Source organism: Mesorhizobium sp. WSM1293, assembly GCF_000513875.1.
Classification (GTDB): domain Bacteria; phylum Pseudomonadota; class Alphaproteobacteria; order Rhizobiales; family Rhizobiaceae; genus Mesorhizobium; species Mesorhizobium ciceri.
This window is the reverse complement of sequence record NZ_AZUV01000008.1, coordinates 346,974-373,520: the sequence shown is the minus strand read 5'-3', so window position 1 is coordinate 373,520 and position 26,547 is coordinate 346,974. Positions and strand designations below refer to the sequence as shown.

The 26,547-nt window shown below is 61.9% G+C and carries 27 protein-coding genes and 1 tRNA gene; 11 read left to right on the top strand and 17 right to left on the bottom strand.

The annotated features are described in order from the left end of the window. Positions 1-21: 21 nt before the first annotated feature. Positions 22-483, top strand: a complete 462-nt coding sequence (locus M729_RS0111695; protein ID WP_027161650.1) for a RidA family protein — start codon at positions 22-24, stop codon at positions 481-483. 46 nt (positions 484-529) lie between these two features. On the opposite strand, the gene M729_RS0111690 is transcribed toward M729_RS0111695, so the two are convergent. Continuing rightward, positions 530-2,239: an HAD family hydrolase gene (locus tag M729_RS0111690; RefSeq protein ID WP_027161649.1), complete on the bottom strand. Its 1,710-nt coding sequence runs from the start codon at positions 2,237-2,239 to the stop codon at positions 530-532. A gap of 236 nt (positions 2,240-2,475) precedes the next feature. Between M729_RS0111690 and M729_RS0111685 the strand changes: the two genes are divergently transcribed. Continuing rightward, a complete protein-coding gene (locus tag M729_RS0111685) occupies positions 2,476-2,982 on the top strand; it encodes a ferritin-like domain-containing protein (protein ID WP_013531567.1) in 507 nt (168 codons plus the stop codon). 59 nt (positions 2,983-3,041) lie between these two features. Here M729_RS0111685 and M729_RS1000000137070 read toward each other — a convergent pair whose 3' ends face one another. The 3 genes from M729_RS1000000137070 to M729_RS0111675 form a co-directional block, all read right to left on the bottom strand. Then, positions 3,042-3,191 carry a hypothetical protein gene (locus tag M729_RS1000000137070; protein WP_013531568.1) on the bottom strand — a complete coding sequence of 50 codons (150 nt, stop codon included), beginning with the start codon at positions 3,189-3,191 and terminating at the stop codon, positions 3,042-3,044. Between the two features lie 40 nt (positions 3,192-3,231). Beyond that, positions 3,232-4,203: an SDR family oxidoreductase gene (locus tag M729_RS0111680; RefSeq protein ID WP_013531569.1), complete on the bottom strand. Its 972-nt coding sequence runs from the start codon at positions 4,201-4,203 to the stop codon at positions 3,232-3,234. Positions 4,204-4,509: 306 nt separating this feature from the next. Then, positions 4,510-5,205, bottom strand: a complete 696-nt coding sequence (locus tag M729_RS0111675) for a TetR/AcrR family transcriptional regulator C-terminal domain-containing protein (protein WP_027161648.1) — start codon at positions 5,203-5,205, stop codon at positions 4,510-4,512. A 192-nt stretch (positions 5,206-5,397) separates the two neighbouring features. Here M729_RS0111675 and M729_RS0111670 point away from each other — a divergent pair, with 192 nt between their 5' ends. Both M729_RS0111670 and M729_RS0111665 read left to right on the top strand, forming a co-directional pair. After that, positions 5,398-5,880 carry a RidA family protein gene (locus M729_RS0111670; protein ID WP_027161647.1) on the top strand — a complete coding sequence of 161 codons (483 nt, stop codon included), beginning with the start codon at positions 5,398-5,400 and terminating at the stop codon, positions 5,878-5,880. Positions 5,881-6,298: 418 nt separating this feature from the next. Beyond that, positions 6,299-6,943 (top strand): GNAT family N-acetyltransferase, encoded by a 645-nt coding sequence (locus M729_RS0111665; protein ID WP_245267558.1) that lies wholly within the window; start codon positions 6,299-6,301, stop codon positions 6,941-6,943. A gap of 4 nt (positions 6,944-6,947) precedes the next feature. On the opposite strand, the gene M729_RS0111660 is transcribed toward M729_RS0111665, so the two are convergent. The 7 genes from M729_RS0111660 to M729_RS0111630 all read right to left on the bottom strand — a co-directional run bounded on the left by M729_RS0111660 (position 6,948) and on the right by M729_RS0111630 (position 14,586). Next, on the bottom strand, positions 6,948-7,775 hold the full coding sequence (locus M729_RS0111660; RefSeq protein WP_027161645.1) for an MBL fold metallo-hydrolase: 828 nt from the start codon (positions 7,773-7,775) through the stop codon (positions 6,948-6,950). A 3-nt stretch (positions 7,776-7,778) separates the two neighbouring features. Further along, complete coding sequence (locus M729_RS0111655; RefSeq protein ID WP_027161644.1) at positions 7,779-8,573, bottom strand: TatD family hydrolase; 795 nt, start codon at positions 8,571-8,573, stop codon at positions 7,779-7,781. Then, positions 8,573-10,123, bottom strand: coding sequence for a methionine--tRNA ligase (gene metG / locus M729_RS0111650; protein ID WP_027161643.1), 1,551 nt, complete (start codon positions 10,121-10,123; stop codon positions 8,573-8,575). Before metG ends, M729_RS0111655 begins: the two co-directional genes overlap by 1 nt. A gap of 90 nt (positions 10,124-10,213) precedes the next feature. Continuing rightward, positions 10,214-11,269: a DNA polymerase III subunit delta' gene (locus M729_RS0111645; protein ID WP_027161642.1), complete on the bottom strand. Its 1,056-nt coding sequence runs from the start codon at positions 11,267-11,269 to the stop codon at positions 10,214-10,216. Then, on the bottom strand, positions 11,266-11,940 hold the full coding sequence (gene tmk / locus M729_RS0111640; protein WP_027161641.1) for a dTMP kinase: 675 nt from the start codon (positions 11,938-11,940) through the stop codon (positions 11,266-11,268). Before tmk ends, M729_RS0111645 begins: the two co-directional genes overlap by 4 nt. A 140-nt stretch (positions 11,941-12,080) precedes the next feature. Next, on the bottom strand, positions 12,081-13,247 hold the full coding sequence (locus tag M729_RS0111635) for a D-alanyl-D-alanine carboxypeptidase family protein (RefSeq protein WP_027161640.1): 1,167 nt from the start codon (positions 13,245-13,247) through the stop codon (positions 12,081-12,083). A gap of 103 nt (positions 13,248-13,350) precedes the next feature. Continuing rightward, positions 13,351-14,586: a septal ring lytic transglycosylase RlpA family protein gene (locus M729_RS0111630; protein ID WP_027161639.1), complete on the bottom strand. Its 1,236-nt coding sequence runs from the start codon at positions 14,584-14,586 to the stop codon at positions 13,351-13,353. Positions 14,587-14,963: 377 nt separating this feature from the next. Between M729_RS0111630 and M729_RS0111625 the strand changes: the two genes are divergently transcribed. Together M729_RS0111625 and M729_RS0111620 are read left to right on the top strand one after the other, a co-directional pair. Further along, on the top strand, positions 14,964-15,299 hold the full coding sequence (locus tag M729_RS0111625; RefSeq protein ID WP_013531580.1) for a hypothetical protein: 336 nt from the start codon (positions 14,964-14,966) through the stop codon (positions 15,297-15,299). Between the two features lie 474 nt (positions 15,300-15,773). Further along, positions 15,774-15,863, top strand: a tRNA-Ser gene (locus M729_RS0111620). 388 nt (positions 15,864-16,251) lie between these two features. Here M729_RS0111620 and M729_RS0111615 read toward each other — a convergent pair. The 6 genes from M729_RS0111615 to M729_RS0111590 all read right to left on the bottom strand — a co-directional run bounded on the left by M729_RS0111615 (position 16,252) and on the right by M729_RS0111590 (position 21,637). After that, a complete protein-coding gene (locus M729_RS0111615) occupies positions 16,252-16,980 on the bottom strand; it encodes an ABC transporter ATP-binding protein (protein ID WP_024503221.1) in 729 nt (242 codons plus the stop codon). Beyond that, positions 16,980-17,744 carry an ABC transporter ATP-binding protein gene (locus M729_RS0111610; RefSeq protein WP_024503222.1) on the bottom strand — a complete coding sequence of 255 codons (765 nt, stop codon included), beginning with the start codon at positions 17,742-17,744 and terminating at the stop codon, positions 16,980-16,982. Before M729_RS0111610 ends, M729_RS0111615 begins: the two co-directional genes overlap by 1 nt. A gap of 2 nt (positions 17,745-17,746) precedes the next feature. Further along, on the bottom strand, positions 17,747-18,706 hold the full coding sequence (locus M729_RS0111605; protein WP_245265326.1) for a branched-chain amino acid ABC transporter permease: 960 nt from the start codon (positions 18,704-18,706) through the stop codon (positions 17,747-17,749). Further along, positions 18,706-19,617: a branched-chain amino acid ABC transporter permease gene (locus M729_RS0111600; RefSeq protein ID WP_024503224.1), complete on the bottom strand. Its 912-nt coding sequence runs from the start codon at positions 19,615-19,617 to the stop codon at positions 18,706-18,708. The genes M729_RS0111605 and M729_RS0111600 overlap by 1 nt, the downstream gene beginning before the upstream one ends. A gap of 118 nt (positions 19,618-19,735) precedes the next feature. After that, on the bottom strand, positions 19,736-20,854 hold the full coding sequence (locus tag M729_RS0111595; protein WP_245265327.1) for a branched-chain amino acid ABC transporter substrate-binding protein: 1,119 nt from the start codon (positions 20,852-20,854) through the stop codon (positions 19,736-19,738). Positions 20,855-21,001: 147 nt separating this feature from the next. Beyond that, the gene (locus M729_RS0111590) at positions 21,002-21,637 is read right to left on the bottom strand and encodes an RraA family protein (protein ID WP_027161638.1); all 636 of its coding nucleotides are present in this window, start codon (positions 21,635-21,637) and stop codon (positions 21,002-21,004) included. Positions 21,638-21,874: 237 nt separating this feature from the next. Between M729_RS0111590 and M729_RS0111585 the strand changes: the two genes are divergently transcribed. Genes M729_RS0111585 through M729_RS0111565 form a run of 5 tightly spaced genes read left to right on the top strand, consistent with a single transcriptional unit; the run spans position 21,875 to position 26,526 of the window. Beyond that, positions 21,875-22,651: an SDR family oxidoreductase gene (locus M729_RS0111585; protein ID WP_024503227.1), complete on the top strand. Its 777-nt coding sequence runs from the start codon at positions 21,875-21,877 to the stop codon at positions 22,649-22,651. Positions 22,652-22,657: 6 nt separating this feature from the next. Next, positions 22,658-23,320, top strand: a complete 663-nt coding sequence (gene pxpB / locus M729_RS0111580) for a 5-oxoprolinase subunit PxpB (protein WP_024503228.1) — start codon at positions 22,658-22,660, stop codon at positions 23,318-23,320. Then, complete coding sequence (locus M729_RS0111575; protein ID WP_024503229.1) at positions 23,317-24,297, top strand: biotin-dependent carboxyltransferase family protein; 981 nt, start codon at positions 23,317-23,319, stop codon at positions 24,295-24,297. Before pxpB ends, M729_RS0111575 begins: the two co-directional genes overlap by 4 nt. Further along, complete coding sequence (locus M729_RS0111570) at positions 24,294-25,457, top strand: epoxide hydrolase family protein (RefSeq protein ID WP_024503230.1); 1,164 nt, start codon at positions 24,294-24,296, stop codon at positions 25,455-25,457. Before M729_RS0111575 ends, M729_RS0111570 begins: the two co-directional genes overlap by 4 nt. Positions 25,458-25,494: 37 nt before the next feature. Next, on the top strand, positions 25,495-26,526 hold the full coding sequence (locus M729_RS0111565; protein ID WP_024503231.1) for an Ldh family oxidoreductase: 1,032 nt from the start codon (positions 25,495-25,497) through the stop codon (positions 26,524-26,526). Positions 26,527-26,547 lie beyond the last annotated feature (21 nt).

Here is a 26,547-nt window from a genome sequence, read left to right as displayed (position 1 = left end):
ATCAAGAGTTCTGGACGAAGCATGGAACTCGTAACCCATAAGAAATTCAAAAACGGAAAGTTGATGCCGTGGGGAAAAGGCACGGTCGTCTCCGGAGCAAGGGGATTTGTCTACCTTTGCGGAAATACGGCAACCGCCGAAAATTATGATCCGACCGGAAAGAGAGGAGGGGGATTCACTGGCGATGCGGCGGCACAGTGGCGTGCAATTCTGGCGAACATCAAATCAGATCTGGAAGAACTCGGCAGCGCGCTCGACTATCTCATCCGGCTGACCTTCTTCATCAAGGGGCCATTTCCCGATGGCGGCGTTCTGAGTTCACCCAATTTTCGTCTCGACGTACTGGACGAGTTCTTTGCCGAGCATTGCCCGAAGCACTGCAGCTATAACAACCCGCCGCCTTCGGAGGTGATCGGAGTTGCAGCGCTTGCGCAAGCCGACATCGTCGTTGAAATTGTCGCGGTGGCGGCGTTGCCTGACTGAAGAATTTCGCATGCAGCGCTGGCTTGATTGCCTTGGCTCTCGCGTGTCACTCCGGGGCTGTGGCGGGAGCCGTGTAACGGCGGCGCACGGCATCAAGCACCCGCTTGCGGCTCTCCTCCGCCGACAGGGTCTTGTCCTCTTCCGCCTGGGCGGTTTCGCGCGCCAGGTCCTTGTCCCTGATCTGATGTCGAAACCATTTGGAATAGTCGCCGGTGCGCAAATGAAACTCCCAGGTCTTGTCATCTATGCCCTCGGCGATCTGAGCGAAGATCATCAGATTGTGAGCCCTGAGATTCATCGCATTCTCAGGGCCATGGAAATAGAAGCTGCCGGCTTCGTCGAGCTGGCCTTCGGCATATTTCCGGCTGTGCCGCTTGAGTGACTGACGTGGTTCGACCACTTTGACCGTCTTGACTTTTTTGCCTGCCTGCGGCCGCCAGAACAGCACGCGCGCACCTTTCGGGCTGTGGATGACCTTCGGCGGCTCAATGCCGGTTTCACGGCAGAAGACCTTCACGACGTCCTTTGCCTTGGGGCCAAGCGCAATTATGGCTGTCACCAGGCGCAAGGCGTCTGTCGAGATCGCCTCGGGGTGAACGGTGATCAGGATTGTGCCAGGCAATTCCAATGACAGAACCGCCCGCGTATCGTCGCGCCGCTTGGGCAGAAGATGATGCGCTTCATCGATCACGAGCCAGTGCGGTCTCGCGGTGCGCCGGCGGAAACTGCTGAGGCCAGGCAGCAGGTCGGCAAAGAAATCCGGCCTCTCGTCGACCCGCAGGGCCAGTCCATTGACGACTATGTTGCTGTCGGCCTTGGCGATCAGATCCAGCACTTGCGCCTTTGTCGGCGCGCTTGAGCCGTCTCCCAGGCGAACGGCGCCTTCGAGGCCATCATAGTCGCCTTCGGGATCGAAGACACAAAACTGAAAGCCGCTTTCGACGAAGCGCTCGGTCAGCGCGGTGGCCAAGGTGGATTTACCGATACCGGAACTCCCGGCAATGAGGATCGTGTCGCTCGGCGACAGGTAGGTATCGTCGCCGCCAGATGATCCAAGAACGATGCCGTCATGGCGCTTCGGCACTATCGCGTGATCACGCTTTATCAGCTTTGCGATCAGTTGCTCCACGCCTTTGCCTCGGGCGCCACGCATGACCAGGTTGGCTGTATCCTTGACCGCCGGAATTGCATTGTCGACGGCGACGCTGCAGCCACAGGCTTGCAGGAACGCATGATCGTTCTCGGCGTCGCCGACGCCGACGACGTTGTGCGGCGAAAGTCGAAGGTCCTGAAGGGCCGCGGCGAGCCCGGTGGCTTTGTTGATGCCGCTCGGCAGGATCATCACCGCGCCCTTGTTGAAGATGATTTCCAGTTCGAGCCCCATCTTCTTGATGACCTCAAGCACGGTCGCTTGATGCGGTTCCCAGGTCGCGACGATCGATCGTCCGACCGAAAGCGGCTTGACGCCCTGCCTCTTCAACCTGGCGACGAATTTGGGCTCGGGCGGCGGGGCGATCACCCGCTCTTCCTCGCTGGCCGGCGTGTAGATCATCGCGCCATTCTCAGCGACGACCTTGTCGAAGAGGCTAAGCTCGGGAAAGACGCCCTTGAGATCGGGCAGTTCACGCCCGGTGACGAGAACCAGCTTGCGGCCGCTTTTCTTGAACCGCTCAAGCGCAGTGAGCGTTTTCTTGGCGACGACCCCATCATGAGCCAGCGTGCCGTCATAGTCAGTCGCCAATGCAATGAAATACATTCCGCCAACCCTTCTCGGTTCCGATTGCTCTGCGACTAGAACGTGTGATCGAGACAAAGGCTCCCCACCGACCGGATCGCAGGCCTTGGAGAAGGGGGAACGGGTCCGCCCTCGGAAATCAGGAACTCCTTCGGTGCCGGCACGTTGACCAGACAAGCCGGGAACCGTCCCGGTCTTTGTTGGCGGCGCAAACCCCGTCGCCGAAATCCACACCAAGCGCAATGAAAGGTAAGGCCATGGGCTTCTTTTCGAAGGACATAAAGACACTCGACGATCTCTTCGTGCACACGCTGCGCGACATCTATTACGCCGAAAAGCAGATCGAGAAAGCGCTGCCGAAGATGATCGACAAGGCAACCGACCCGCAATTGAAAGCCGGATTTGAAAAGCACCTCGATCAGACGAGAGGCCATGTCGAGCGCGTCGAACAGGTGTTTGAGTTGCATGGCGTCAAGGCCAAGGAGGTCAACTGTCCGGCAATCGACGGCATTCTCGAGGAGGCCGACGACGTGAGCGGTGACGTCGATGACAAGGAGGTTCTCGATGCGGCGCTGATTGCTTCGGCGCAGGCCGTCGAACACTACGAGATGACGCGCTACGGCACGCTCATCGCCTGGGCAAAGCAGCTTGGCCGCACCGACTGCGCCAATGTGCTGGCCAAGAATCTCAAGGAAGAACAGGCGACAGATCGCAAGCTAACCGAAATGGCGGAAAGCAAGATCAACCTGCAGGCAGCCGAATAAGGCTGCAATCCGGCCGGCTGGTAACTCGGCCGGCCGGATTGCCGGTAGGTTCCATCCCGTCAGCGAGACGGGTCGACGCCCAGTGCCGCTGATTGCTTGCGCAGCGCCTCACCGTCATCCTGCGGCACATGCCGAGCAGACCCTGCGGTTTCCGTGTAGATGCGATACGCTACACAAGCGAACGCCACCATGAAAAGCAGACGGCCCATCCATCCTACTCCTTCGTTGCGGACTTCGTTTCGGCCATCCTCAGTACCCTCCGACGACGGGCAAGATTTCGCCGGTGATGTAGCTCGAGCAATGCGGCGAAGCGAGGAACACATAGGCCGGCGCGAGCTCTTCCGGTTGCGCTGGTCGTTTCATTGGCGTGTCCGCGCCGAATTTCGAGACGTCGTCAGCTTCCTTGTCCGACGGATTGAGCGGCGTCCACACCGGACCCGGTGCTACCGCATTCACCCTTATGCCCCTGCCGATGAGATTGCCCGACAGGGCCCGCGTGAAAGCATGGATGCCGCCCTTGGTCATCGAATAGTCGACCAGCTGTTTTGAACCGTCGATACCGGTTACCGAACCGGTGTTGATGATCGCCGAACCGGGTTTCATGTGCGGCACCGCTTCCTGCGCCATATGAAAATAGCCGTAAAGATTGGTCTTCAACGTCGTGTCGAAATGTTCTTCGGTGAGCTCGCCGAAGTCGCTGGAATGGATCTGGAACGCAGCATTGTTGACCAGCACGTCGATGCGGCCGAATTTTTCAACGGTCTCCATGACCGCCTTGTGGCAGTGGCTGCGTTCGCTGACATCGGCCTTGACCAGGAGGCAGCGTCGTCCCTCCTTTTCCACCGCGGATTTGGTCTCTTCAGCGTCCTTGTCCTCGGCCAGATAGACGATCGCGACGTCGGCGCCCTCGCGGGCGAACAACACCGCCACCGAGCGGCCGATGCCCGAATCGCCGCCCGTGATGAGCGCTACCTTTTGGTTGAGTTTTTTCGATCCGAGATAGTAAGGCGCATCGTACAGCGGCGCCGGCTCTATGGCCCATTCATGTCCCGGTTTGGGCTGATGTTGCTCAGGGAAGGGGGGCTCGGGATATTCGCGGGCGCCAGCCTGCATGGCGCCTTGAAGCTTCCCATCGCCTTTCGATTTGTCCTTGGCATCGATGCCACGTTGGATATGGCGCTGCTTGGCCGCTTCACCGGCTATTTCCGACTTCATCTGCATGATCGTCTCCTTGGCTTGGAGAGAAAACAACGCATGTCGGCCAAAAAGGTTTGCGCAAAAGATCGACTGCAGAGAGGATTCCGACCAGCGGTTGGCAATGCGTGGCGACGACATCGCCAACTGCAACAATTCAGCTGCAATGCAGCCGCACCAGCCACCGCCGCGATGGGATCGAGCATCTGGGGCTTGCCCGCTGCCTGCGCCGCCTTGGCGGCGAGCCAAACGTGATGATGTGGACTGGGAAGCTCTTGCGTCGCGTGCGCAAAGCAGCGCCATCCGGTCTGCTCCGGGCGGAGCGCCGGAATTCTATCTTGGCGAGAGGCCGTCGAGCAGGAAGTCGAGGCCTCTTCGGAAGGCGCCATCCCAATCGTTGTCCAACAGCAGACGAGAGCGTTCGATTGTCGGGTAGTGTTCGCTGAGATGTGTAAGACGCTGCTGTGCGGCTGCCCTGTCTTCTTCCGAGAGATCGAAGCTTGCCCGGGTGAGGGTGGCGCCCATCACATAGTTCCAGAGCGACCATATCGCGGCGTTCAGATCCGCGTCCGCAACACCGGCTCTGGACAAGGTCTTGCTCAGCATTTCCAGGCGACCGAGAATGTTCCGGCCGAGCGCCCGGCGCGGCAACAGCGATGCCGACCAAGGATGGCGCAACATTCTGGCGCGCCAGTCTTCGAGCATATGAACGACGTCTCCGCGCCAGTCCGGAGACTCACCTGTTTCAGGCGATCCGCGATGTTCGAGCACCGAATCGACTGCTAGATCAAAGACATCCTCCTTGTTGTCGACGTGCCAATATAGGCTCATCACACCCGAGCCGAGGCGATCGGCCAGCCGACGCATTGTCAATCCGTCTATGCCCTGGGCGTCCAGCAGTTCCACCGCGGTCGCCACGATACGCTCTCGAGACAGCGGCGGCTCGCTGCTCGCTTGCTGCACGGGCTGGAGCGACACGCTTATCCGTTGATCCCCTTTGCTCCGGGCGCCGCTGCGTTTGGCTATCATCCGTCGTCCTCGCTTTTTCAGGACATCGATTTTGACCGGCAACGCGACAAATGTCGATCTTGAACGATTGACTCGTACGACGTACCATACGATGACTCGTACATCGCACGATTCACGTAGCGATTAGGTTAAAGTTCAATCTGCAGGCGCCAGGGTAGGTTGCTCGCAGGCTGCGGAGCCAAGCGAAAAACCATGTCACGCGCAATCAAGCATCTGCTTATCGGAGGGCTAATCATCATGACCATTGCAGTCCCCACTGCGTCGCCGGCGAACGAGTTCAAGCTGACTATTGTCAATCCACAGGCGCTCTACGACCCGTCGCCGAATGGCTACAGCACCGCCGTAATCGCACCGCTCGGAGCTCGGATCGCCTACATCTCCGGGCAGGGCGGCCAAGACAGCACAGGAACCTTGTCACCGGATTTCGCCGTCCAGGTGAAGCAGGCCTACGCAAATTTGCATGCTGCGCTTGAGGGCATCGGCGCCAAGCCGGATCAGGTGGCGAAGCTCACGGTCTTCGTGGTCGACCACGACATGTCCAAGCTCGAGGTGTTGACCAGGAACGTCAAGGACATGTTCGGCGAGGCGCTGCCGGCGCAGACTCTGGTTCCCGTTCCCAAGCTTGCAATCGATCCCATGCTTTTCGAGGTGGAGGCCACCGTTATTCTGGAATAGTCGCTCCGATTGACCCGATCGTTCGAACAAAGAGTCGAGCGCGCTGCCGACGGCTGCGCGCTCACAATGTCGAGCGGATGTTTCCAAGCCTCACGTGTTTCCAGGCTGAAGCCTCCAAGGGAACTGGAAAGTGAAGTCGGGGACCGCCGCATCCATGCCGCTCGCCGTATCCAAAAGTCGCATAAGATAGATTATGGAACTAATGCATGGGCCAAGAACTGTAAATTGCCGCTGGTTCTCATAGGCTTGAGCCGATTGTGGCGTATTGCCTTGAGCGGATCGCCAACGCTAGGCTGTCGAAATGAAGATGGCAAACAGCGAGATCGAAGCGGCAATCGAAGTGTTCGTGCATGGCTTCAGCGCTGATAGGAGCCGCACCTTTCCTTACGAGGCCAGCCGCGTTGGACCATTGTGGTTGATGCGCGATGCCGAACGCAAGAATCCTCGCGATTACCGCGGCGAAGAATGGGTCGTCCATGACGTCGCCGCTCAAGAGACCGATGCCGTCGTGCGGCAGCATGCACGGCCGGGCTTTGCCATTTCCGTTGTGATCGCGAACGACGATCCGGACGGGCCGACACGAACCGCCTACAAAGCTCTCGGCTACCGGCTGCTGCGGACCGAAGGCTTTTTCGTCCACCGATTGCACCGGATTCCGAACCCGCCATCGATTGCTTCGGTCGAACGCGTGCAGACGGCCGAACGGGCGGCACAGTTGGGAAAGATCATCCGCAGGCAGCCGATCCCAGACGATTTGCTCGGCGACACCGCGCCGTTCCGCCAGTATGTGGCAATCGACGGCGCCGACATCGTTGGGCGCGTTCGCAGCCTGGATGCCGTGGGAGCCACCTGGTGTTCGAGCATGTATGTCGAGCCGTCGCACCGGCGTCGCGGCATTGGTCAGGCTTTGATATCGAAAATGTTGCACGACGATCGCGCGCGCGGGTCAAGGTACTCGGTGCTGGCAGCAACCCATGCCGGGGCGCTGCTTTATCCCCGGATGGGCTACGAGCGGATCGGAACGCTGCTGATATTTGCACCAAGGAGCCGAAAGCCCTCATGAAGCTCTATTCGCATCGTGCTGATTCATAAGGGATTTCTATAACCATGCCGTCATAGGCGGGTTCGACATTGGCTGGTGTCTCGGCCATCACCGAGACGTAGTCGAGCGGCACGTGCATATGTGTCAGCACCGCATGTATCGGCGCCAGCCGCTGGATCCATTCGAGCGCTTCGCCAAGTGACAGATGACTTGGATGCGTCCGGTACTGCAGCGCGTCGATGATCAGCACGTCGAGGTCGCCCAGCCGTTCGGCGGTGGGTTCCGGAAAGTCGCTGATGTCGGGGCAATAGGCGAGACCGCCAATGCGGAAACCGAGCGATACGATGTCGCCGTGGATCTGCGGCAGCGGCTCGAGGGTGAGGGTACCCCCCTCTCCTTCGACGACCACCGGCCTGGTGTGCTCGATGAGATGCGGCCTGACGATCGGCGGATAGGAACTGCCTTGCGGCGTCTCGAAACAGTATCCGAACGCTTCCCGCAGCCGAAGCATCGTCGCCCTGTCGGCATGGACGTCGATGAGCTGGCGCTGATCGAGGACGAAACCGCGCAGATCGTCGATGCCATGGATATGGTCGGCATGCGGGTGGGTATAGACGACCGCATCGACACGTTTAACGCCGGCCAGCAGCATCTGCTGCCGAAAATCCGGCCCCGTGTCGATGACGACAGTCGTTCGGCTGCCGTTCGCCGCGATCCGCTCGACGAGCGCGGCGGCACGGGTGCGCCGGTTCCTGGGGTTGTCGGGGTCGCAATTGCCCCAATCGCCGGTGATGCGCGGCGTACCTGGGGACGAGCCGCAGCCGAGAATGGTGAGGCGCAGCCGGTCAGTCATCGTTCAGGCACTTTGCTCTGCAGGCCGCGGCATCTTGCCGAACAGCCGGAAGAAATTATCTGTGGTCAGATCGGCGATTTCAGCTTCGCTTACCCCGATCGTTTCGGCCAGCACCTTGGCGGTATGGGCGACATAGGCGGGCTCGTTGCGTTTGCCCCGAAACGGCACGGGCGCCAGATAGGGCGCATCGGTTTCGACCAGCAATCGGGCATGCGGGACATCGGCGGCAATGGCACGCAACTCAGCTGAATTCTTGAAGGTCAGGATGCCCGAGAACGACACGTAGCCACCGAGAGCGACGCCCACCTCGGCAAGCCGGCGCCCGGAAGAAAAGCAATGCAGGATGAAGGGGAAGGCGCCCTTCCCTGTTTCGTCCTCGAGAATATCAGCCATGTCGGCATCGGCATCGCGCGAATGGATGACCAGCGGCAGCCCCGTTTCACGGGCGGCGGCGATGTGATTGCGAAAGCCTTGCGCCTGTGCATCGCGTGGCGCCTTGTCGTAAAAATAGTCGAGACCGGCCTCGCCGATGGCCACTACTTTCGGGTGCGCGGATAGCCGCACAAGCTCCTCGACCGTGATATCCAGTTCTTCGGCCGCATTGTGCGGATGAGTGCCGACAGAGCAATAGACTTCGTCGAAAGTTTCAGCGATCTCAAGTACTTGCGGAAAACGCTTCACGCGTGTCGAGACCGTCACCATACGGCCAATTCCGGCGGCTAAAGCGCGGGCGACGATGGCCGCCCGCTCCTCGGCGAAATCTGGAAAATCCAGATGGCAGTGGCTGTCGACGAGCATCAGATGTTCGCGTCCGGCTGTTCGACATAACGCGGAAACACGCCTTCCGGCACCGGCAACGCAGTGCCGGGCACAAGCGCGTGATCCGCGTGGACATGCACGAAATCGCGGCTCTCCGCCGGCACCGCCAGCAGGTCGAGCAGTTTCGCGGCCGAGCCCGGAGTGAAGGGCTGACACAGCACCGCCACGCGGCGCACGACTTCGGCGGTTGTCCACAGCACCGTTTCCATGCGCGCCGGGTTGGTCTTCTTCAGCGCCCATGGTGCCTCGCCGGCGAAGTAGCGATCGGCTTCCGCCACCACGCCGAAGATCGCTGCCAGCGCCAGATGGATGCCCTGCTCGGCGACCGCCTTGCGCGCGGTGTCGAGCGCGGCGGCGGCCTGATCCAGGATCGCTCTGTCTGCATCCGTCAGCTCGCCGCGCTGCGGCACCACGCCGCCGCAGTTCTTGGCGATCATCGACAGCGAGCGCTGCGCCAGGTTGCCGAGGCCGTTGGCAAGATCGGCATTGGTGCGGTTGACGATCGCGTCATGGCTGTAGCTGCCATCGTTACCGAACGGCACCTCGCGCAGGAAGAAGTAGCGCACCTGGTCGAGACCGTAGTGCTCGACCATCGCGAATGGATCGACGACGTTGCCAACAGATTTCGACATCTTCTCGCCGCGGTTGAACAGGAAGCCATGCGCGAAAACGCGCTTTGGCAACTCGATGCCCGCCGACATCAGAAATGCCGGCCAATAGACCGCATGGAAGCGGACAATGTCCTTGCCGATGATGTGCGTGGCCGGCCAATAGTGCCATTGCTCGGCCTTTGTGTCGGGATAGCCGGCGGCGGTGATGTAGTTGGTCAAGGCGTCGACCCAGACATACATCACATGCTTGTCGTCGCCTGGCACCGGCACGCCCCATTTGAAGGTCGTGCGCGAGATCGACAGATCCTTCAGCCCCGACTTGACGAAGCTGAGCACCTCGTTGCGGCGCTCGGTCGGACCGACAAAGTCGGGCTGTCTCTCATAAAGCGCCAGCAATTTGTCCTGATAGGCGGAAAGCCGGAAGAAATAGCTTTCTTCCTCGTTCCATTCGACCGGCGACCCAAGCGGTTCGCGGCGCACGCCGTCGTCGCCGAGCGTCGTCTCGCTCTCGTCGAAATAGGCTTCCTGGCGCACCGAATACCAGCCGCTATAGCGGTCGAGATAGATGTCGCCATTGGCGGCCATCGCTTTCCAGATCGCCTGACAGGATTCGTAGTGGCGCGGTTCGGTCGTGCGAATGTATTGGTCATTCGAGCCGCCCATCGCCTCGGTCATTGCGCGGAAAATCGCCGAATTGCGGTCGGCCAGCGCCAGTGGCGTTATGCCTTCCTTCTCGGCCGTTTGCTGCATCTTCAGGCCATGCTCGTCGGTGCCGGTCAGGAAGAAGACGTCCTTGCCGTCCAGGCGCTGGAAGCGTGCCAGGGCGTCGGTTGCAATGACCGTATAGGCGTGGCCGATATGCGGCTTGCCGTTCGGATAGAAGATCGGGGTGGTGATGTAGAATTTGTCGCGTGACATGAATGAACCGTCATGAATGTCTGAATGGAAAGGCGTGGCGGTGGATATCGTATCGAGGCAGCATTTGCCATCCCGATCCAGGAAACCCAGTCACATTCGCATTGCAGAATTCAGGCGGTCGATCATGATCAAGGCGTGCTGCTTCTTATCGAGATTGTAAGTATCGGTCTCAGATATAGCGTCCAGCGCCTCATGCCAAGTGTCCGACAGCGTTTTGGCTCGTGCGAGATCGCCAGCCAGTGCTGCCTGGCTTGCCGCGTCCGACAACAGGTCTAGCGCCCGGCGGTTGAAGATATCGAACTGGATCGCCTGATCGCGGCCGGCCACGGCTTCGGCGAGGCGGAACGCGCCGCCGACATCGCTCTTTCTCCCGGTGACCAGAGCGTCGAGCGTCGAAGCGATCTCCAGCCCGCCATACTGCGTCAAGAGGATCGCGTTGCGGGCGCTGCCCCCTGCCCGCTCGGCCAGTGCCGCGCGCGCCGCCGGATCCTCAGGCGGCGCCGGCTCGGTCGTTTCCAGCACCGTCATCAGGTCGTCGGCGTCGAGCGGGGTCAATCGCACCACCTGACAGCGCGACCGGATCGTCGGCAGCAGGCTGCCCGGCGCGTGGACAATCAGGATGAACAGCGTCCGTGCCGGCGGCTCTTCAAGATTTTTCAGCAAGGCATTGGCGGCATTGGTGTTCATGTCGTCGGCGGGGTCGACGATGACGACCCGGTAGCTGCCGTCATGCGAGGTCAGCGACAGGAAGCGGCTGACCTTGCGGATCTCATCGACGGTGACGACCGTCTTGAAACTCTTGGTCTTGTCGTTCAGCGGCCGGGTCAGATGCAGCACGGAAGGATGCGCCCCGGTGGCGATCTGGCGAAACAGCGACGACGCCGGATCGGGAGCGGCAAGGCTTTCCGGCGCCTGCGCGAAATCCGGGTGCTTCAGCAGATGATGCGCAAGGTGGAAGGCGAGCGTCGCCTTGCCGATGCCGACTGGCCCGGAAAAGATCAGCGCATGCGGCAGCTTGCCGGCGCGATAGGCGGCGGTGAGCACGCCTGCAGCCTGGCCGTGCCCGACCAGAAGGGGCGTTTCGGAGGGCTCCGGCACGCCGTCGAGCGTGTCATGCTGCTCGGGTGCGATGCGCTCGAAGATCATGCCGGCGTTGCCTGCCTGTCGCGTGCCGGCGTTCTCGCCGCCAGCGCCGCGAACACCGCCGCGGTGACGACGTTCTCAACCGCGTCGGGCTCGGCGGCTGCGTCGACGACGATGCAGCGCTCCGGCTCGGCCTTGGCGATCGCCAGAAACGCCTCGCGGCGGGCCTGGTGGATCGCCAGCGTCTCCTTTTCGAAACGGTCGGCGACTGCCTCGGCGCCGCGCCGCAGCGTTGCGCGCCTCAGGCCTTCCGCTGGGTCGATGTCGAAGATCAGCGTCATGTCCGGCATCATGCCGTTGATGGCGACCTGTTCCAGCGCATCCATGAACGCCGGATCGATGCCGCCGGTGACGCCCTGATAGACGCGTGAGGAATCGAGGAAGCGGTCGCAAAGCACGATGGAGCCACGCTCGACCGCCGGCCGGATCACCTGCTCGACATGATCGGACCGCGCGGCGGCGAAAAGCAGCGCTTCCATCTTCGGCCCGAACGGTTCGGCTGCGCCCGACAGCAGCACATGCCTGACCGCTTCGGCGCCCGGCGAGCCGCCGGGTTCGCGGGTAAGCAGCACGTCGTATTTCTTGGCGCGCATCTTCCTGGCCAGCCGCTCGATCTGCGTCGACTTGCCTGCCCCCTCGCCGCCTTCGAAGGTGATGAAAAAACCGCGTGCCAACCGAGAGGCCTTCTTGTCCATGGCTGAATGGGATTGTAGCGCTCTAGATAGTCCGCGTTGGGCCAAACGTCCATGCCGTCGATTTTTTGCCCTTATGCATGTCGTTCCCCAAAACCATGGCTGGTTTTGAGCGACATGCGTTAGCGCAGCCAGCCGATCGCCAGTTCCTTGACTGCATCGAGCGCGCGCTGCGGCAGCGTGCCGACGCCGATCGATTCGGCTGCGAAAAGCGGCGTCTCCTGGCTCAGCGTATCGCCGATCCAGACGCGCAGCGCACCCACCGGCTGCCCCTCCTCCACCGGTGCTGCAACCGGGCCGTCATAGACGATCCTGGCCGTCAGCTTGTCGCGGTTGGTGATCGGCAGGAAGATGTCGATCGGTCCCTTTGCCTTCAGCGTCACCCCGGATTTGGCGCCGCCGAAAACCTGGGCTTCTCCAACCACCTCGTCCCTGGCGAAAATTTCAGTCTTCTCGAAGGAGCGGACACCCCAGTCGAGCAGCTTTCGCGCTTCCTCGGCGCGCTCCTTGTCCGAGGCCAGCCCGCTCATCGCCGCGATCACGCGGGTACCATTGTGGCTGAGCGAACCGACGATGCCGAAACCGGCTGCCTCGCTCGCCCCGACCGCCAGGCCGTCGGCGCCGATGTCCATCGCCAGCAGCGGATTGCGGTTCCTCTGTGAGATCTTGTTCCAGGTGAAATCCTTTTGGGCATAATAGCGATAGAAATCCGGATAATCGCGCCACAGGTGCAGGGCGAGCTGCGCCAGCTCGCGCACGGTCGTCTGCTGACCATCCGCCGGCAGGCCGGTCGAATTGACGAAAGTCGACGTCTTGAGGCCGATCTGGCGGGCGCGTTCGGTCATCTGCGCGGCAAAATTGTCTTCGGATCCCGACATGCCTTCGGCGATGACGATGCAGCCGTCATTGGCCGCCTGCACGGTCACGCCCTGAATCAGGTCTTCGAGCCGGATCGACGACTTGAGCTTGGCGAACATCGTCGATGTTCCCGAAGGCGCGCCACCCTTGCGCCAGGCGTTCTCGCTGACCACGAACGTATCGTCGAGCTTCAGGCGGCCGGATTTGATGGCGTTGAAAACCACTTCCATGGTCATCAGCTTGGCCATCGAGGCCGGCGGTATCGGCTTGTCGGCCTCCTTGGAAAACAGCACCGTCCCGGTCTCGGCATCGATCATGAAGGCCTGCGCGGCCTTGGTCTCGAACAGCTGTGCACCGGCCGGAGCCTGGAAAAACAGCAGCAAGCCTAAAACCAGAAGCCCGGCGAGAGGCGGGAGCAAGCGAAATTGCATGATGTTCGACCCGTTGGCCGGCACCGCCGGCAAGCCCGCGAAAAGTATCAGGCTTTTTGCGCGGCGGATCAACCGCGCAGCGGAAATCCCACCAGGCTTGCGCTCAGTTGCGCACAGCCAGTGCATCGGGCGCGCCATGCGACCAGGCAGCCTGCAGCAAATCATCGAGATTGCGGTGGCCATCGGGATAGAGATTGACCGAATACCAATCCTCGCCATCGAGTTCCGAACGCTGGATCTCGATCTTGCCGTATGCGGCAAGCTGAGCGGCAACACGCTTGGCCTCCGCTGCATCCTCGAACGAACCAGCCGCGACGTAGTCAGTGGACGGACCGGCCGTTGGCGGCTGCCGTTTCCATGATTGGAGCACATCGGCCGGCGACATGCCGTCGCCACCCATCGCGGCGAAGGCATTTGAGACGCCGCGTTCGACCCGCTCGTCGGCATAGGACAGCGAGGCCACGGCAAACGGCGATTGCGGCGGCAGATTGATCTGCGGACGCTCCGGCACGATCGGGCCGAAATCCGGAAGCGCCAGATCGCCATAGGCCGACGACTGCGTCGACATGATCGGCTGGACAGAACCGGAATCGGTCAACTGGCCCGGAAACGGCACGGCAGCAGTGCCGGCAGGCAGGCTTGGCGACGGCCCGTTCATGGCGACCATGACGCCGGTCGGCAGTCCATCCGACGGGTCTGGCGCCCTGTTGCCGGGATGATAGGAGGCCATCAGATACTGGTCGTCATCGCCGTCGAGCGGCGCGCGGCCGACATATTCGACCTTTACCTGAGCGGTGCCGGTGTTGGCATAGTCAAGCATCTGGGCAGCGCGCTCCGATACGTCGATGATGCGGCCTTCGTGATATGGGCCGCGATCGTTGACGCGAACGATGACCGAACTGCCGGTCTTGAGATTGGTGACGCGGGCATAGCTTGGCAGCGGCATGGTCGGGTGCGCCGCCGTCAGATGGGTCATGTCGTAGACTTCGCCATTGGCGGTAAGCCGGCCGTGGAAGGCATCGCCATACCAGGAGGCCAAGCCGACCTTGGCGTAACGCTTGTCTTCCTTCGGGTAATACCACTTGCCGCGGACCTGATAGGGTTTGCCAAGCTGATCCCTGCCGCCGCCACGTTGGATGCGCCCGTTCCGGGAGATCACACGCGGGCTTGCCTTCACGCCATATTCGGATTCGGCGAAATATTCCTTGGAGCGGGTCTTCTTGTTGACCATCGCTTTCGGCTCAGGCTGCGACGCGCAGGCAGCCAGCAAGGCGGCCGACATGGCGAACAACGCGACGGTAGCAGCGCGACGAAGACGCGGTGGCGTCACAGCCTGCATTTTCCTGATGTCCCCTTCAGTCTCAACTCAAGGCGTCGCGTTCAACCACCAGAGGAGCCAAAACACTCACCCGACAATACCAACGACGCTTAAAACCCCGATCCTTTGTGCGCAGGAATTGCTTATCACGGTATTAACCGATTGTGGCCGCAACCGGGCAAGATTGTGGCGTCTCCACCGTAAGAGCTCTCTGAAAAGTAACGGTTTTCGTGCTTCCACGCGAGAGATGTGATGCCCTCTGCCACAGAAAGCCTGGCTTCGCTCCTGCCCGCCGTGTCTGCCGGTTGACCGGGCTTTGTCGGGCAGCGGACCGACCGCCGGAACAAAGAAATGCGCCGCTAGTTTCATCCGCAGGGCACTCGAACAGAAGGACGAGCATGATGAAAATGACTTCATTGATGGTCGCGATCGCGATGTCGCTTTCTGCCGGGTCTGCGATCGCCGCATGTCCGGACAAGTCAGCTTCGAACACCGGGACCGATGCCGGACAGACCGCCGGTATTTCGAAAGATGGAACCCACGCGCCTTTAGAGACTCCGAAGGCCATGGGCAACGCGAACAAGCCAGCCGCCAAGGATGGCACCACGATGCCGTTGGCGGGCGCTGAAGGCGGCGGCGACAAAAACCTTGCAACCTCGCAGCAGGACATCGAGGCGCAGCAGCACGGTGATAAGGCCGCGGCGGCAAAGGCGGACGAAAATTGCAAAGACTGAGGACCGTACAGGCCGGAGCCGATTTGCAGCTTCGGCCTTCCTCACCAGTAGCTGTTCCCTTGGCGAAAGTTAAATTCTGCGGGATACCGCAGCTGTCCCAAGAGGCTGACCCGTAGGGATTCCCTCCGCCCAATTCCGAGGATGGCTTGGTCGGTAGGTCGCGCCCTCGGTTGGGCCTGCACGAAAGCCCTCCAGCGTCAGGCTTTTTGTGTTCGCGCGCAAACCTGTACATCGCCAGTCGGCGGGCTCCTTCTTCATCATGCATCAATGGGATAGCGAGTTCCGGTGCTCGATTCCGACAAACTCAGAGCCTGCCAGGACGGCAGGAACCGACACAGTGGTGGTTGACGCAGCCCTCAATGCCGCTTTACAGGAATGAGGCGTGAACCAGCCGGGAGCGCCTTCGGTGCCAATCCGGTGCCACAGGCCAAACGAGTTGGCCCCGCGCTGCCCAAATGGTTGAAAAACCACGATGGAGGAATGGCCGAGCGGTTTAAGGCACCGGTCTTGAAAACCGGCGTGGGTGCAAGCTCACCGTGGGTTCGAATCCCACTTCCTCCGCCACTGACGCCCCTGCAGCCAGTCAGATGCGCCCGCCCAAGATCGACGTGGAGGTCGCGCACTTTTTGCCAGGTCCAGGCTGCCGCAGACCACGCTCTGTGAACCACAACTATGGTGCTCTTCCCGGCCCATTTCGTTGGCAGACACATCCTGCGGCGCTTGAAACAACCGGTTCTGTTGCCTGATTAGACCGCTTCCCGATCGTCCAGGCAGCCTGTCGCAGTGCCGGTGTTCCCTCGGCAGGCTCACGCAACTACCCCTTTGGGACGGCGTATCCGAGTTCGATATGCTCCGCCTCGTTGTGGCTGATCCCACTCCTGCAAGGCGGACAAATCATGGACTGGAGCGGCGGCATCATTTGTAAAAATCCGGGCGTTGGCAGATTTGCGAGCTAAGCAGCGACGCCACCTAAATAGGCGCTGATAACCGCTTCATTGCTCGCGAGATCGCTGCCTGGTCCCTCAAGAACAACGCGTCCGGCCTTGAGAACGTAGCCGTAGTCGGCGAATTTCAGGGCGACTTTGCTATTCTGCTCCACAAGCAGGATGGTCACGCCTTCACGATTGAGGCGCTGCACGATGTTCATGACTTCCTTGATCAGTTGCGGCGCCAGACCCATGGAAGGCTCATCGAGCAACAGCACCTTGGGCGCGGCCATGAGGGCTCTGCCGATCGCCAGCATCTGCTGCTCACCGCCCGAGAGGTTCCTTGCATCGCCATTCTGCCGGCGCGCCAAGATGGGAAAGAGCTCGAAAACATGGTCCAGCCGTCGCCGGCGCTCGACGTCGTCGGCAAGCGTAAACGAGCCCAGGTCAAGGTTCTCCCTGATCGTCATGTCGCCGAAAATACGCCTTCCCTCCGGGACGTGGACGAGCCCGCGATGCGGCAGGCGATGGGCAGGGACTTTGGTTATGTCCTCGCCCAGGAAGCGGACACATCCGGAGGATGCGGCAACAAGGCCGGACAGCGTGCGCAGGGTGGTGCTCTTGCCTGCACCATTCGCGCCAAGCAGGGCGACGATCTGGCCGCGTTTGACAGAAAGACTGACGCCATGAAGGGCTTCGATGCCGTCATAGCGCGCGACGATGCGGTCCGCGGAAAGAACGATTTCGGCTTCCATCATTCCTCCGTACCGAGATAGGCTTCGATGACCCGAGGGTCTGCTCGCACGGCCTCCGGCGGCCCGTCGGCGATCTTCTGACCGTAGTCGAACACCACGATCTTCTCCGACACTTGCATGACCAGGCCCATGTCGTGCTCGATCAGCAGGACGGTGACACCGGTTTCGTCACGGATGCGGCGGATCAGGTGTACAAGGTCCAGCTTCTCGCGCTCGTTCAGGCCGGCGGCAGGCTCGTCCAGCAGGATGAGCGTAGGCGCCGACGCCAGGGCTCTTGCGAGTTCGAGCCGCCGTTGATCGCCATAAGAGAGACCGCCGGCGCGGCGATGCGCATGCTGCTGGATGCCGACGAAATCGAGCCAGCGCATGCCGGTCGCGCGGATCTCCTCCTCTTCGCGCCGCTGTGCAGGCAAGTGCAGGATCGCCGACACGATGCCGTGGCGGCTGCGGCAATGCTGGCCGGACATGGCGTTTTCCAGAACGGTCATTTCCTTGAACAGCCGGATGTTCTGGAACGTACGGGCGAGGCCGAGCGCGGTGATGCGATGCGGCGGCAAGCCGGTGATCGGCCGGCCGCCCAGACTGATCGAGCCGCCCTTCGGCTTGTAGAAGCCGGTCAGGCAATTGAAGAGTGATGTCTTGCCGGCCCCGTTCGGCCCGATAAGACTGTTGATGGCGCCTTTCTCAACTGAGAACGAAATGTCGTGAAGGACTTTCAGTCCTCCGAAACTGAGGCGCAGGTCGCGGACTTCCAGCAGCGCCATGGTCAAACTCGCTTGTCCGGCCACAGCCCGTTCGGCCTGAAGAGCATGATTGCCAGCAGCGCAATTGCGGTCACCAAGGGACGATAGGTCCCCGCGCCGCGCAGCACCTCCGGAAGCAGGGCCACGAGAACAGCACCAAGGACGACGCCGGGAATGCGGCCCATGCCGCCCAGGACGACACCGAGAAGGATGAGCAGCGATTGGTTGAAGGTGAAACTCTCCGGCGAAATGGCCGTCATCTTGGCGGCGTAGAGGCATCCGGCCACGGAAGCGATCACAGCGCCCATCATATAGGCTTGCAGCTTGGCCGTGACACGGTTGATGCCGATACCGGCGGCAGCGTCCTCGTCATAGCGAACATAAAACCAGGCTCGTCCCATTCGCGATCGCTCGACGCTCAGACAGACGAAGGCGGTGAGCAGCGCAAGCACCAGGAACGCATAGTAGAAGTGCTGCACCTGCATCAGCTTGAAGCCGAAGATCTCCGGCCGCTCGATGCCGATGAGGCCGCTGGCGCCACCGGTGATGTCGAGGTTGCGGGCGATGATGCGCACGATCTCGCCGAAGCCCAGCGTCACGATCGCCAGATAGTCGCTGCGCAGTCTCAATGTCGGAGCCCCGATGATGATGCCGGCCACGCAGGCTGCCGCCATGGCGACCGGGATGGTGAGCCAGAAGTTGAAGCCGAATTCCGCGGTCAGGATGCCAGACGTGTAGGCGCCGACCGCGAAGAAGGCGGCGTAGCCGAGGTCGAGCAGGCCCGCATAGCCGACGACAATGTTGAGGCCGAGGCACAGAACGACATAGAGCAGCGCCGTAGTTGCCACCTCCGTCACATAGGCGTTGGCAAATTGCGGCAAGACCAGCGCGACGGCGAGCGCCGCCAGGCTGGGCAGCACGACGGACCAGCGCATCAATTGCTGTTGCCCGGCGGCCGGCATGGTTCTCACTTCGTCGATCATCACACCCGCTCCACGACAGAGCGTCCAAGAAGGCCGGTCGGCTTGAACACAAGGAACAGGATCAGGGTCCCGAACACGAAGACGTCACGCCATTCCGAGCCGACGAAGGGCAAGGACGAACCGAAAGCCTCGAGCAGGCCGAGCAGCAAGCCGCCGAGCATGGCGCCCGGCACGCTGCCGATCCCGCCTATGACCGCGGCGGTGAAGGCCTTGAGCCCCATGATGAAGCCCATGAAGAAATGGACACTGCCATAATAGGCGCCGGCCATGACCCCGCCGCCGGCGGCGAGCGCCGAACCCATGAAAAAGGTCAACGCGATCACCCGGTCGACATCGATGCCCATCAGGCGGCTCGCCCCCATGTCGATGGACACGGCGCGCATCGCCTTGCCGTACATGGTGCGTGAGACAAAGGCCTGCATGCCTGTCATAAGAGCGATGGAGGCGGCCACCAGCACCATCTGCGTGTAGGTGATGTGAACGGTGGAAATGTCGACACCGGCAAAACCGAGGTCCGTGTTGAAGGCGTAATGCCGCCCGCCTGTCAGCGCGAGTGCCGTGCCGTTCAACACCATCGACGCACCGAGCGCCGTGATGAGGATGGACAGGCGCGGCGCATTGCGCATCGGCCGATAGGCGAAGCGCTCGATGATGACGCCGAGCAAGCCGACAGCCAGCATCGACACAAGCAGGGCGCAGACCACGCCCAGCCAGCCATTGCCGACCCATATGCCGACGAAGGAAAACACGATGAGGCCGACGAAGGCGCCGTTCATGTAGATGTCGCCATGGGCGAAATTCAGGAGCTTGATGACGCCAAAGACCATGCTGTAGCCAAGCGCGATCAGGGCATAGAACGAGCCGACGATAAGACCGTTCACCAGTTGCTGAATAAGCAGGTCGAGCGTCATTGATGCTCCAGGGCAGAATTGAAAAAGTCTTGGCTGGGCGCCGCGTCAGCGCGCCAGACAATCGGCGGTGACGCCGAGGCCGCCACAAGGCCTGCCTCGGCGTCAATCCTGTTAGCCTTTATTCGGCTACCCACTTGCCGCCCTTGGCGATCACCGGGCGGAAGTTCGAGGTCTGGAGCGTGTTCTTGTCGGTGAACTTGATTTCACCGGCAAGGCCCTTGAAGTCGCTCGCCTTGAGCGCCTCGATGATCGCCTTCTGATCCGCCGACTTGGCCCGCGTGATCGCATCGGCGATCAGGCCGCCCACATCATGGGAGAGCGCCGCATAGGCGCCCGCGTCGCGGCCATAGGTTTCCTTGTACTTGGCCTTGAAGTCGGCGGCGCCGGACAAGAGGTCGACGGTGGGCGGAGACAACAGATACACGCCCTCACCGGCCGAACCGGCGATCTCCAGATATTCCGGCGAATTGTTGCCGTCGCCCAGCACGATGCCGCCCTGGAACCCGGCCTGCCGAAGTTGTTTGGTGAGCAGGGCACCACCGGCATGGTAGGCGGTCCAGAAGACAGCATCGGCGCCGCTCGACTTGATCTTGGTGACGACCGCCGAATAGTCCTGCTCGCCGGCCGTGGTGGTCTCCTTGGCGGCAATTTCGCCGCCAGCACTCTTGAAAGCTTCGGCGGTCAGCTTGGCCAGGTCGGACGAATAGGCATCGCCTTCGTCCACGACCGCGATCTTCTTGTAGCCGTTCTTCTTGAAGAGTTCGACGGCTGTCGTCGCCTGCATGTCGCCGGTCGAATTGGCGAGGAAAGCATTGCCCTGATTGGCGGCGACCAGCTTGGTCGAGTTCGCTCCGATGATGACGAACGGAATGCCGGCGTCACCATAGATCTTCAATGTCGGCAAGACGGCGCCCGAGCAGTAGCCGCCGACGATGGCGGTCACGCCTTCCGAGACAAGCTTGCTGCCTGCGGTCACCGCCTGCTGGGGATCGCAGGCGTCGTCGGCGGTGGTGGTGGTGATCTTGTCGCCGTTGACGCCGCCCTTGGCGTTGACGGCATCGATCGCCATCTTCACGGCGTTCTCCATATCCTGCCCTTCACTGGCCAGTTGGCCAGTCATGGGGGCCACGATGCCGATCTTGATGTCGGCAGCCGCGGCCATCGTGGTCATAGCCAGCCCGGCAAGGGCGGTGGCGCAAGCAAGCCTCTTGGCAAGCCTCTTGAAGGAAACAACCATTAATTCTCTCCATTTCCCCTGTTGGCGCATCCAGGCGGCGTGCCCGAAATGCATTGTTTCGCCCCTCGGTTAGCTGCGGAGCGGTTATGTTGAGCAAGATCGCCAGCCGGCCATGCGATTGTCACCGGCAGGCTCCTGATCCGCCGTTCAGTGACTGCCGCCGGCAGCCCGGGCATAGGCTCCCTGGTAACGGTTCTCCCGGATGCTTTGCATAATCTCGGCCTCGCGGGCTTCCTGCGCCCGGACGGCGGCCAGCAAGGCCGCGGCACCGTCGATTGGAAATGCCACGACGCCATCCTCGTCACCCACGACGATGTCGCCAGGACCGACGACCATGCCGCCTATGCAGACGGGAACATTTATGGCTCCCGGACCATCCTTGTAAGGTCCGAGATGGATGGCCGACCGTGCGAAGCATGGAAACGGATTGCGGCCGATGGCACCGGCATCGCGAATGGCGCCGTCGATGACAATGCCTGCGGCACCGCGCGACGCCGCGACACGTGTCATGATCTCGCCGACCAGCGCGCGCCCCTCATAGCCACCGCCATCGACGACAATGACATCGCCGGGCTGCAACAGATCGAGCGCACGATGGATGAACTGGTTGTCGCCGGGGCGGGTCCTGACCGTCAGCGCCCTCCCCGCCATGACGCCGCCTACCCGGTGAAATGGCCGCAATCCGACAGCCCCGGGGACACGGGCGAGATTGTCGCTGATCAACGGCGTAGCCAGAACGCGGAACGCGTCGATCAGTTCGCTTTCCTGTAATCCATCCGCCATCGTCTGCACTCCCCGTCCTTGGCACTTTTATGAATATAGTATCCAATCACAACTAATTCAGTGGAGTCAACCGACTTGCAATGGTTGGCAGAAAAAAGCCAAAGCAGCTCATAAACGCCGCCGCTTGGGCAAACGTGACCGCAAAGCCCACCCGTCCGGGCTTGCAATGGCGGCAAAGTTCAAGATAGATTGGATAACATATCCACAAACGCCATGATTGTAAAAAGGGAATTGGTTGTGAAGCACGCAGGAAAAGTCGTGATCGTCACCGGGGCGGCACAAGGGCTAGGCCTTGCCTGCGCCGAGCGCTTTCATGCCGATGGCGCCAAGGTGGTGCTTGTCGACGTGCAGGCCGATCGCGGGCGCGAGCATGCCGAACGTCTGGGTGAGCGTGCCGCCTGGCTATCGGCGGATCTCTCCGAATGCACGCAGGAAATGGCAGCCGATGTTGTTGCCAAGGCCACAGAGCGATTCGGCGGTGTCGACGTCCTCATCAACAATGCCGGCATCATCCATCTGGACGATTTCGTCGACTTCCCCGAGGAAGCCTTCGACCTGGTTCAGCGCGTCAATCTCAAGGCTCCCTTCCTACTCGGACAGGCCGCGGCAAGGGCCATGATCGCGCAGGGACGCGGCGGCTCGATTATCAACATGTCGTCGATTAATGCCATTCTGGCCATTCCCAATTCCGTCGCCTATGCCGTGTCCAAGGGCGGCATCAAGCAATTGACGGCGGTGATGGCCGTCGGATTGATCCCGCACAATATCCGCGTCAATGCCATCGGCCCCGGCACCATCCTGACCGACATGGTCAAGAGCTCTGTCATGGCCAGCGAAGCGCAGCGCAAGACTATCCTGTCGCGCACGCCGAGCGGCCGCTGTGGCGAACCTTCGGAGATCGCCAGCGTCGCATCCTTCCTGGCCAGCGACGACGCTTCCTACATCGTTGGCCAGACCATCTATCCCGATGGCGGTCGCCTGATCCTGAACTATACGGTGCCGGTGAAGGACTGACCGCCCATGGTTGTCGGCACCCCCCACATCAGCCTTGCGGGATCGGGCGCGCTGCTGCTCGATGGCGCGCAGGGGGCCTTTAATGATACCACCCAGGAACTGGTCTGGGCGGTAGCGAACGCCGCGTTGACCCTCGAAGGGGTGTGCGAGGCCGTTCCCGGCATGAACAACCTGCTGGTAGTGTTTGATCCCCTCGCCACGGACGCCCACAGCGTCGGAGATCAGCTGATGTCGCTCTGGTCCGCCACCGATGCCCACCCGGTGACCGGCACGCATCATACCATTCCCGTTCACTATGGCGGCGCGCGTGGCGAGGATCTCGCCGGTTGGGCCGCACATTGCGGCCTGTCTGTCGACGAGACCGTCAGGCACCACGCGGCGGCCACCTACACCGTCGCCGCCATCGGCGCCATGCCGGGCTTTCCCTATCTGTCCGGTCTCGACCCGCTGCTTGCCTGGGCAAGGCGCAGCACGCCTCGCCTCAAAGTCGCTGAGGGCGCCGTCATCATTGGTGGCGCGCAGGCGGGTATCATGCCGATGACTGCGCCGTCCGGATGGCACATCATCGGCCATACCGACGTGAAGCTGTTCAAGGCCGAAGCGGAATTGCCCGTGCTGCTCCGGCCCGGAGACAAAATCCGATTCGCAATCGCAGGGATCGAGGCATGATCGAGATCCTCACCACCGGCCTGCCGAACACGGTCCAAGATCTCGGGCGGCCCGGTCATCTGGCGCTGGGGGTCAGCCATGGCGGCGCCATGGACAGGCAGGCGCTGGCGATCGCCAATCTCATGCTGGGCAATGACCCCTCGGCTGCCGGGATCGAGGTGGCGCTTCATCCGTTCCGGCTGCGCGTGCACATCGACACCGCCGTCGCCGTCACCGGCGCGGATTGCGCCGTCAGCGTCGGCGATCGGCCCTGCCCGCCCTGGTGGGCCACGACGATCCGCGCCGGCGAGACCCTTGTCCTCGAAGCCCCGCGCATCGGTGCGCGTTCCTATATCGCCTTCGCCGGTGGGCTCGATCTGCCGCCCGTCATGGGCTCGCGCGCCACAGATGTGAAAGGCGGTTTCGGCGGGCTCGCCGGACGCGGCCTGTCGCGCGGCGACCGGCTTGCGCTCAACCCTGCGCAATGCCGGCTTCCCGCGGGCGGCATCGGCGCAGCGCTGGAGGAGCGACGGGGCGCGGCGGACGGCGCGGCCTCGGCAATCGAATTGCGGGTTCTGCCGGCCGCCGAGTTCGACGCCTTCACGCCGGAGGCCCAGGCGGCTTTCACCGGCAGCGAATGGCGCATCACCAACGACGCCAACCGCATGGGATATCGCCTTTCCGGGGAGACGCTTTCCCTCCTCTCGCCGCTGGAATTGCTGTCGCACGGGATCGTCCCGGGCACCGTCCAGGTGCCGCCGTCCGGCCAGCCGATCATCCAGCTGGCCGATGCCAACACGTGCGGCGGCTATCCGAAGATCGCTACGGTGATCGAAGCCGACCTCTGGCGGCTGGCGCAAGCGCCGGTCGGCGCGCACCTGCGATTCTCGCCGGTCTCGATAGAAGCGTCGACGGAAGTGCTTCGCGCGAACCGGCAGCAACGTCGCGACTTTATCGCCGCCCGTAACCTCATGGCCGGCGAGCAGAGGGCTCCATGAAAATTCGCCCCTTCACCATCGAGATTGCCCAGTCTGAAATCGACGATTTGAAGAAGCGCATCTCGACCTGGCGCGAGCCGGACCAGTTGCAGGCAATAGGCTGGGCGCAGGGAACGGAATACGAGGAACTGAGCCGGCTTATGCAGTACTGGCGTACCGGCTTCGACTGGCGCAAGCATGAAGCCGCCTGGAACATCCATCCGCACTACCAGACGGATATCGGCGGCGAAACCATCCATTTCGTCCATGCACGCGCCGCTGTTGCGACCGGCAGAACGATCATACTCACCCATGGCTGGCCAGGCAGCGTCTTCGAATTTCACAGGCTGATCCCGCTCCTGACCGACCCGCTTTCGCATGGCGGAAGGCAGGAGGACGCCTTCAATGTCGTGGTCCCATCGATTCCCGGCTACGGCTTTTCGAGCCGGCCGACCAGGCCAGGTTTCAACCTGTTCGCCGTCGCCGACCTTTGGGCCGAGCTGATGAGCCGTCTCGGCTACGAGCGATATCTCGCTCAGGGAGGCGATCTGGGCGCCAGCGTGTCGACCTGTCTGGCGCACGCGCATCCAGGCAGTCTCGCTGGCGTGCATCTGAATTTCATCCCCGGCTCATTCTCACCGCCTCACGATGCAAGTCCGGACGGCGACTTGACGCCGGAAGAACGCACCTTCCTGGAACGGAAAGCCGGATGGGCGGATCTTCATGGCGCCTATGCCCACATTCAAGCGACGCGTCCGCAAACGCTTGCCTATGGACTGACGGATTCGCCGGTCGGACTGGCAGCCTGGATGATCGAAAAATTCCGCGACTGGAGCGATTGCGATGGCGAACTGGCCAACGCCGCTTTTTCGCGCGACGACATGCTCGCCAACATCTCGCTCTACTGGTTCACCCGGACTGTCGCTTCGTCGATGCGGCTCTATTGGGAAACGCGCGCCCGTCCGCTTGCATTCGCGTCCGGCACAGCGATCAACGTCCCGCTTGCAGTGGCTTTGTTCCCCAAAGAGCTGCCGATGCCGCCCAGGAGTTGGGTCGAGCGCGTCTTCAAGGACATCCGCCAGTGGACAGCGATGCCGCGCGGTGGTCATTTCGCAGCCCTCGAGCAGCCCGCTTTGCTTGCACAGGATCTAACAGCCTTTGCCGGTGGTCTGGATTTTTGAAGCAGCGTTTGCGCACAGCCAAACCCGAAGGCCAGAAATGACCAAAACCACGATCACCATCGATGCCCTGCATGAGCGCGTCGATGCAATTTTCCGCAAGGCCGGACTGAACCCCATTCAGGCCAGCGCCATCACAAGGGTCATCGTCGCGGCGGAACGCGATGCCTGCAAGTCACATGGCATCTACCGGATCGAAGGCGCCCTGCGGACGATCAAGGCCGGAAAGGTGAGCCCACACGCGGTGCCCGAGTTGTTGCCGCAAGACGCACCGGCCATCGTCAAAGTGGATGCGAAGCACGGCTTCGCCAACCCAGCCTTCGAACTGGGTCTGCCGGTGCTGATCGAGCGGGCACGCTCCTGCGGCATTGCCGCACTCGCGATCAATGATGCGGTGCATTTTTCCGCCCTTTGGGTGGAGGTCGAAGCTTTGACACAGGCAGGCCTGACCGGCCTGGCCATGTGCCCGAGCTATGCCACCGTCGCTCCGACCGGTGGCAACGGACCGTTGCTGGGCACCAATCCTTTTGCCTTTGGCTGGCCGCGAGAAGCGCAGCGTCCCTACGTTTTCGACTTCGCGACCTCGGTTGCCGCGCGCGGCGAGATCGAGCTCCACCGCCGGGCAGGCAAGAAGCTGCCGGAAGGCTGGGCCATGGATTCGGACGGCAGGCCAACGACCGATCCCGAAGCCGCCCTGGCGGGCGCCATGCTTCCCTTCGGCGGGCACAAGGGCTCCGCCATCGCGACGATGATCGAGCTGCTCGCCGGGATCATGATCGGCGACCTGACCAGCCCCGAGGCGCTCAATGTGCTCGGCACCACGACGCTCTATCCATCGCATGGAGAGTTGGTCATCGCTTTCTCGCCGAAAGCCTTCGCCGCCGGCCGGCCCGGCAATCCGCTGGGCCGTGCTGAAGCGCTGTTCGAGGCGATCCTTGGCCAGGGCGCGCGCCTGCCCTCTCAGCGGCGGTTCCTTGCTCGTGCGACATCGGAGAGAGACGGCATCGTCCTATCGCACCAGGAAATGGAACAACTCGATCGTTTTCTCGAACGAGGGCTCGACGCGGTCTGAATCGGTATCGCCAGGGCCAAG

Bases quoted from the DNA above. Each gene is read 5' to 3' on its own strand.
- metG (WP_027161643.1), bottom strand. From the start codon at position 10,123: ATGTCACGCGACAAATTCTACATCACCACCCCGATCTTCTATCCGAAC.
- M729_RS0111690 (WP_027161649.1), bottom strand. From the start codon at position 2,239: ATGTATTTCATTGCATTGGCGACTGACTATGACGGCACGCTGGCTCAT.
- M729_RS0111670 (WP_027161647.1), top strand. From the start codon at position 5,398: ATGTCACGCGCAATCAAGCATCTGCTTATCGGAGGGCTAATCATCATG.
- M729_RS0111645 (WP_027161642.1), bottom strand. From the start codon at position 11,269: ATGATCTTCGAGCGCATCGCACCCGAGCAGCATGACACGCTCGACGGC.
- M729_RS0111610 (WP_024503222.1), bottom strand. From the start codon at position 17,744: ATGGCGCTGCTGGAAGTCCGCGACCTGCGCCTCAGTTTCGGAGGACTG.
- M729_RS0111570 (WP_024503230.1), top strand. From the start codon at position 24,294: ATGAAAATTCGCCCCTTCACCATCGAGATTGCCCAGTCTGAAATCGAC.
- M729_RS0111615 (WP_024503221.1), bottom strand. From the start codon at position 16,980: ATGGAAGCCGAAATCGTTCTTTCCGCGGACCGCATCGTCGCGCGCTAT.
- M729_RS0111695 (WP_027161650.1), top strand. From the start codon at position 22: ATGGAACTCGTAACCCATAAGAAATTCAAAAACGGAAAGTTGATGCCG.
- M729_RS0111665 (WP_245267558.1), top strand. From the start codon at position 6,299: ATGCGCGATGCCGAACGCAAGAATCCTCGCGATTACCGCGGCGAAGAA.
- M729_RS0111600 (WP_024503224.1), bottom strand. From the start codon at position 19,617: ATGACGCTCGACCTGCTTATTCAGCAACTGGTGAACGGTCTTATCGTC.
- M729_RS0111605 (WP_245265326.1), bottom strand. From the start codon at position 18,706: ATGATCGACGAAGTGAGAACCATGCCGGCCGCCGGGCAACAGCAATTG.
- M729_RS0111565 (WP_024503231.1), top strand. From the start codon at position 25,495: ATGACCAAAACCACGATCACCATCGATGCCCTGCATGAGCGCGTCGAT.
- M729_RS0111685 (WP_013531567.1), top strand. From the start codon at position 2,476: ATGGGCTTCTTTTCGAAGGACATAAAGACACTCGACGATCTCTTCGTG.
- M729_RS0111575 (WP_024503229.1), top strand. From the start codon at position 23,317: ATGATCGAGATCCTCACCACCGGCCTGCCGAACACGGTCCAAGATCTC.
- M729_RS0111675 (WP_027161648.1), bottom strand. From the start codon at position 5,205: ATGATAGCCAAACGCAGCGGCGCCCGGAGCAAAGGGGATCAACGGATA.
- M729_RS0111635 (WP_027161640.1), bottom strand. From the start codon at position 13,247: ATGCAATTTCGCTTGCTCCCGCCTCTCGCCGGGCTTCTGGTTTTAGGC.
- M729_RS1000000137070 (WP_013531568.1), bottom strand. From the start codon at position 3,191: ATGGGCCGTCTGCTTTTCATGGTGGCGTTCGCTTGTGTAGCGTATCGC.
- M729_RS0111680 (WP_013531569.1), bottom strand. From the start codon at position 4,203: ATGCAGATGAAGTCGGAAATAGCCGGTGAAGCGGCCAAGCAGCGCCAT.
- M729_RS0111590 (WP_027161638.1), bottom strand. From the start codon at position 21,637: ATGGCGGATGGATTACAGGAAAGCGAACTGATCGACGCGTTCCGCGTT.
- M729_RS0111660 (WP_027161645.1), bottom strand. From the start codon at position 7,775: ATGACTGACCGGCTGCGCCTCACCATTCTCGGCTGCGGCTCGTCCCCA.
- pxpB (WP_024503228.1), top strand. From the start codon at position 22,658: ATGGTTGTCGGCACCCCCCACATCAGCCTTGCGGGATCGGGCGCGCTG.
- M729_RS0111595 (WP_245265327.1), bottom strand. From the start codon at position 20,854: ATGGTTGTTTCCTTCAAGAGGCTTGCCAAGAGGCTTGCTTGCGCCACC.
- M729_RS0111655 (WP_027161644.1), bottom strand. From the start codon at position 8,573: ATGCTCGTCGACAGCCACTGCCATCTGGATTTTCCAGATTTCGCCGAG.
- M729_RS0111630 (WP_027161639.1), bottom strand. From the start codon at position 14,586: ATGCAGGCTGTGACGCCACCGCGTCTTCGTCGCGCTGCTACCGTCGCG.
- M729_RS0111625 (WP_013531580.1), top strand. From the start codon at position 14,964: ATGATGAAAATGACTTCATTGATGGTCGCGATCGCGATGTCGCTTTCT.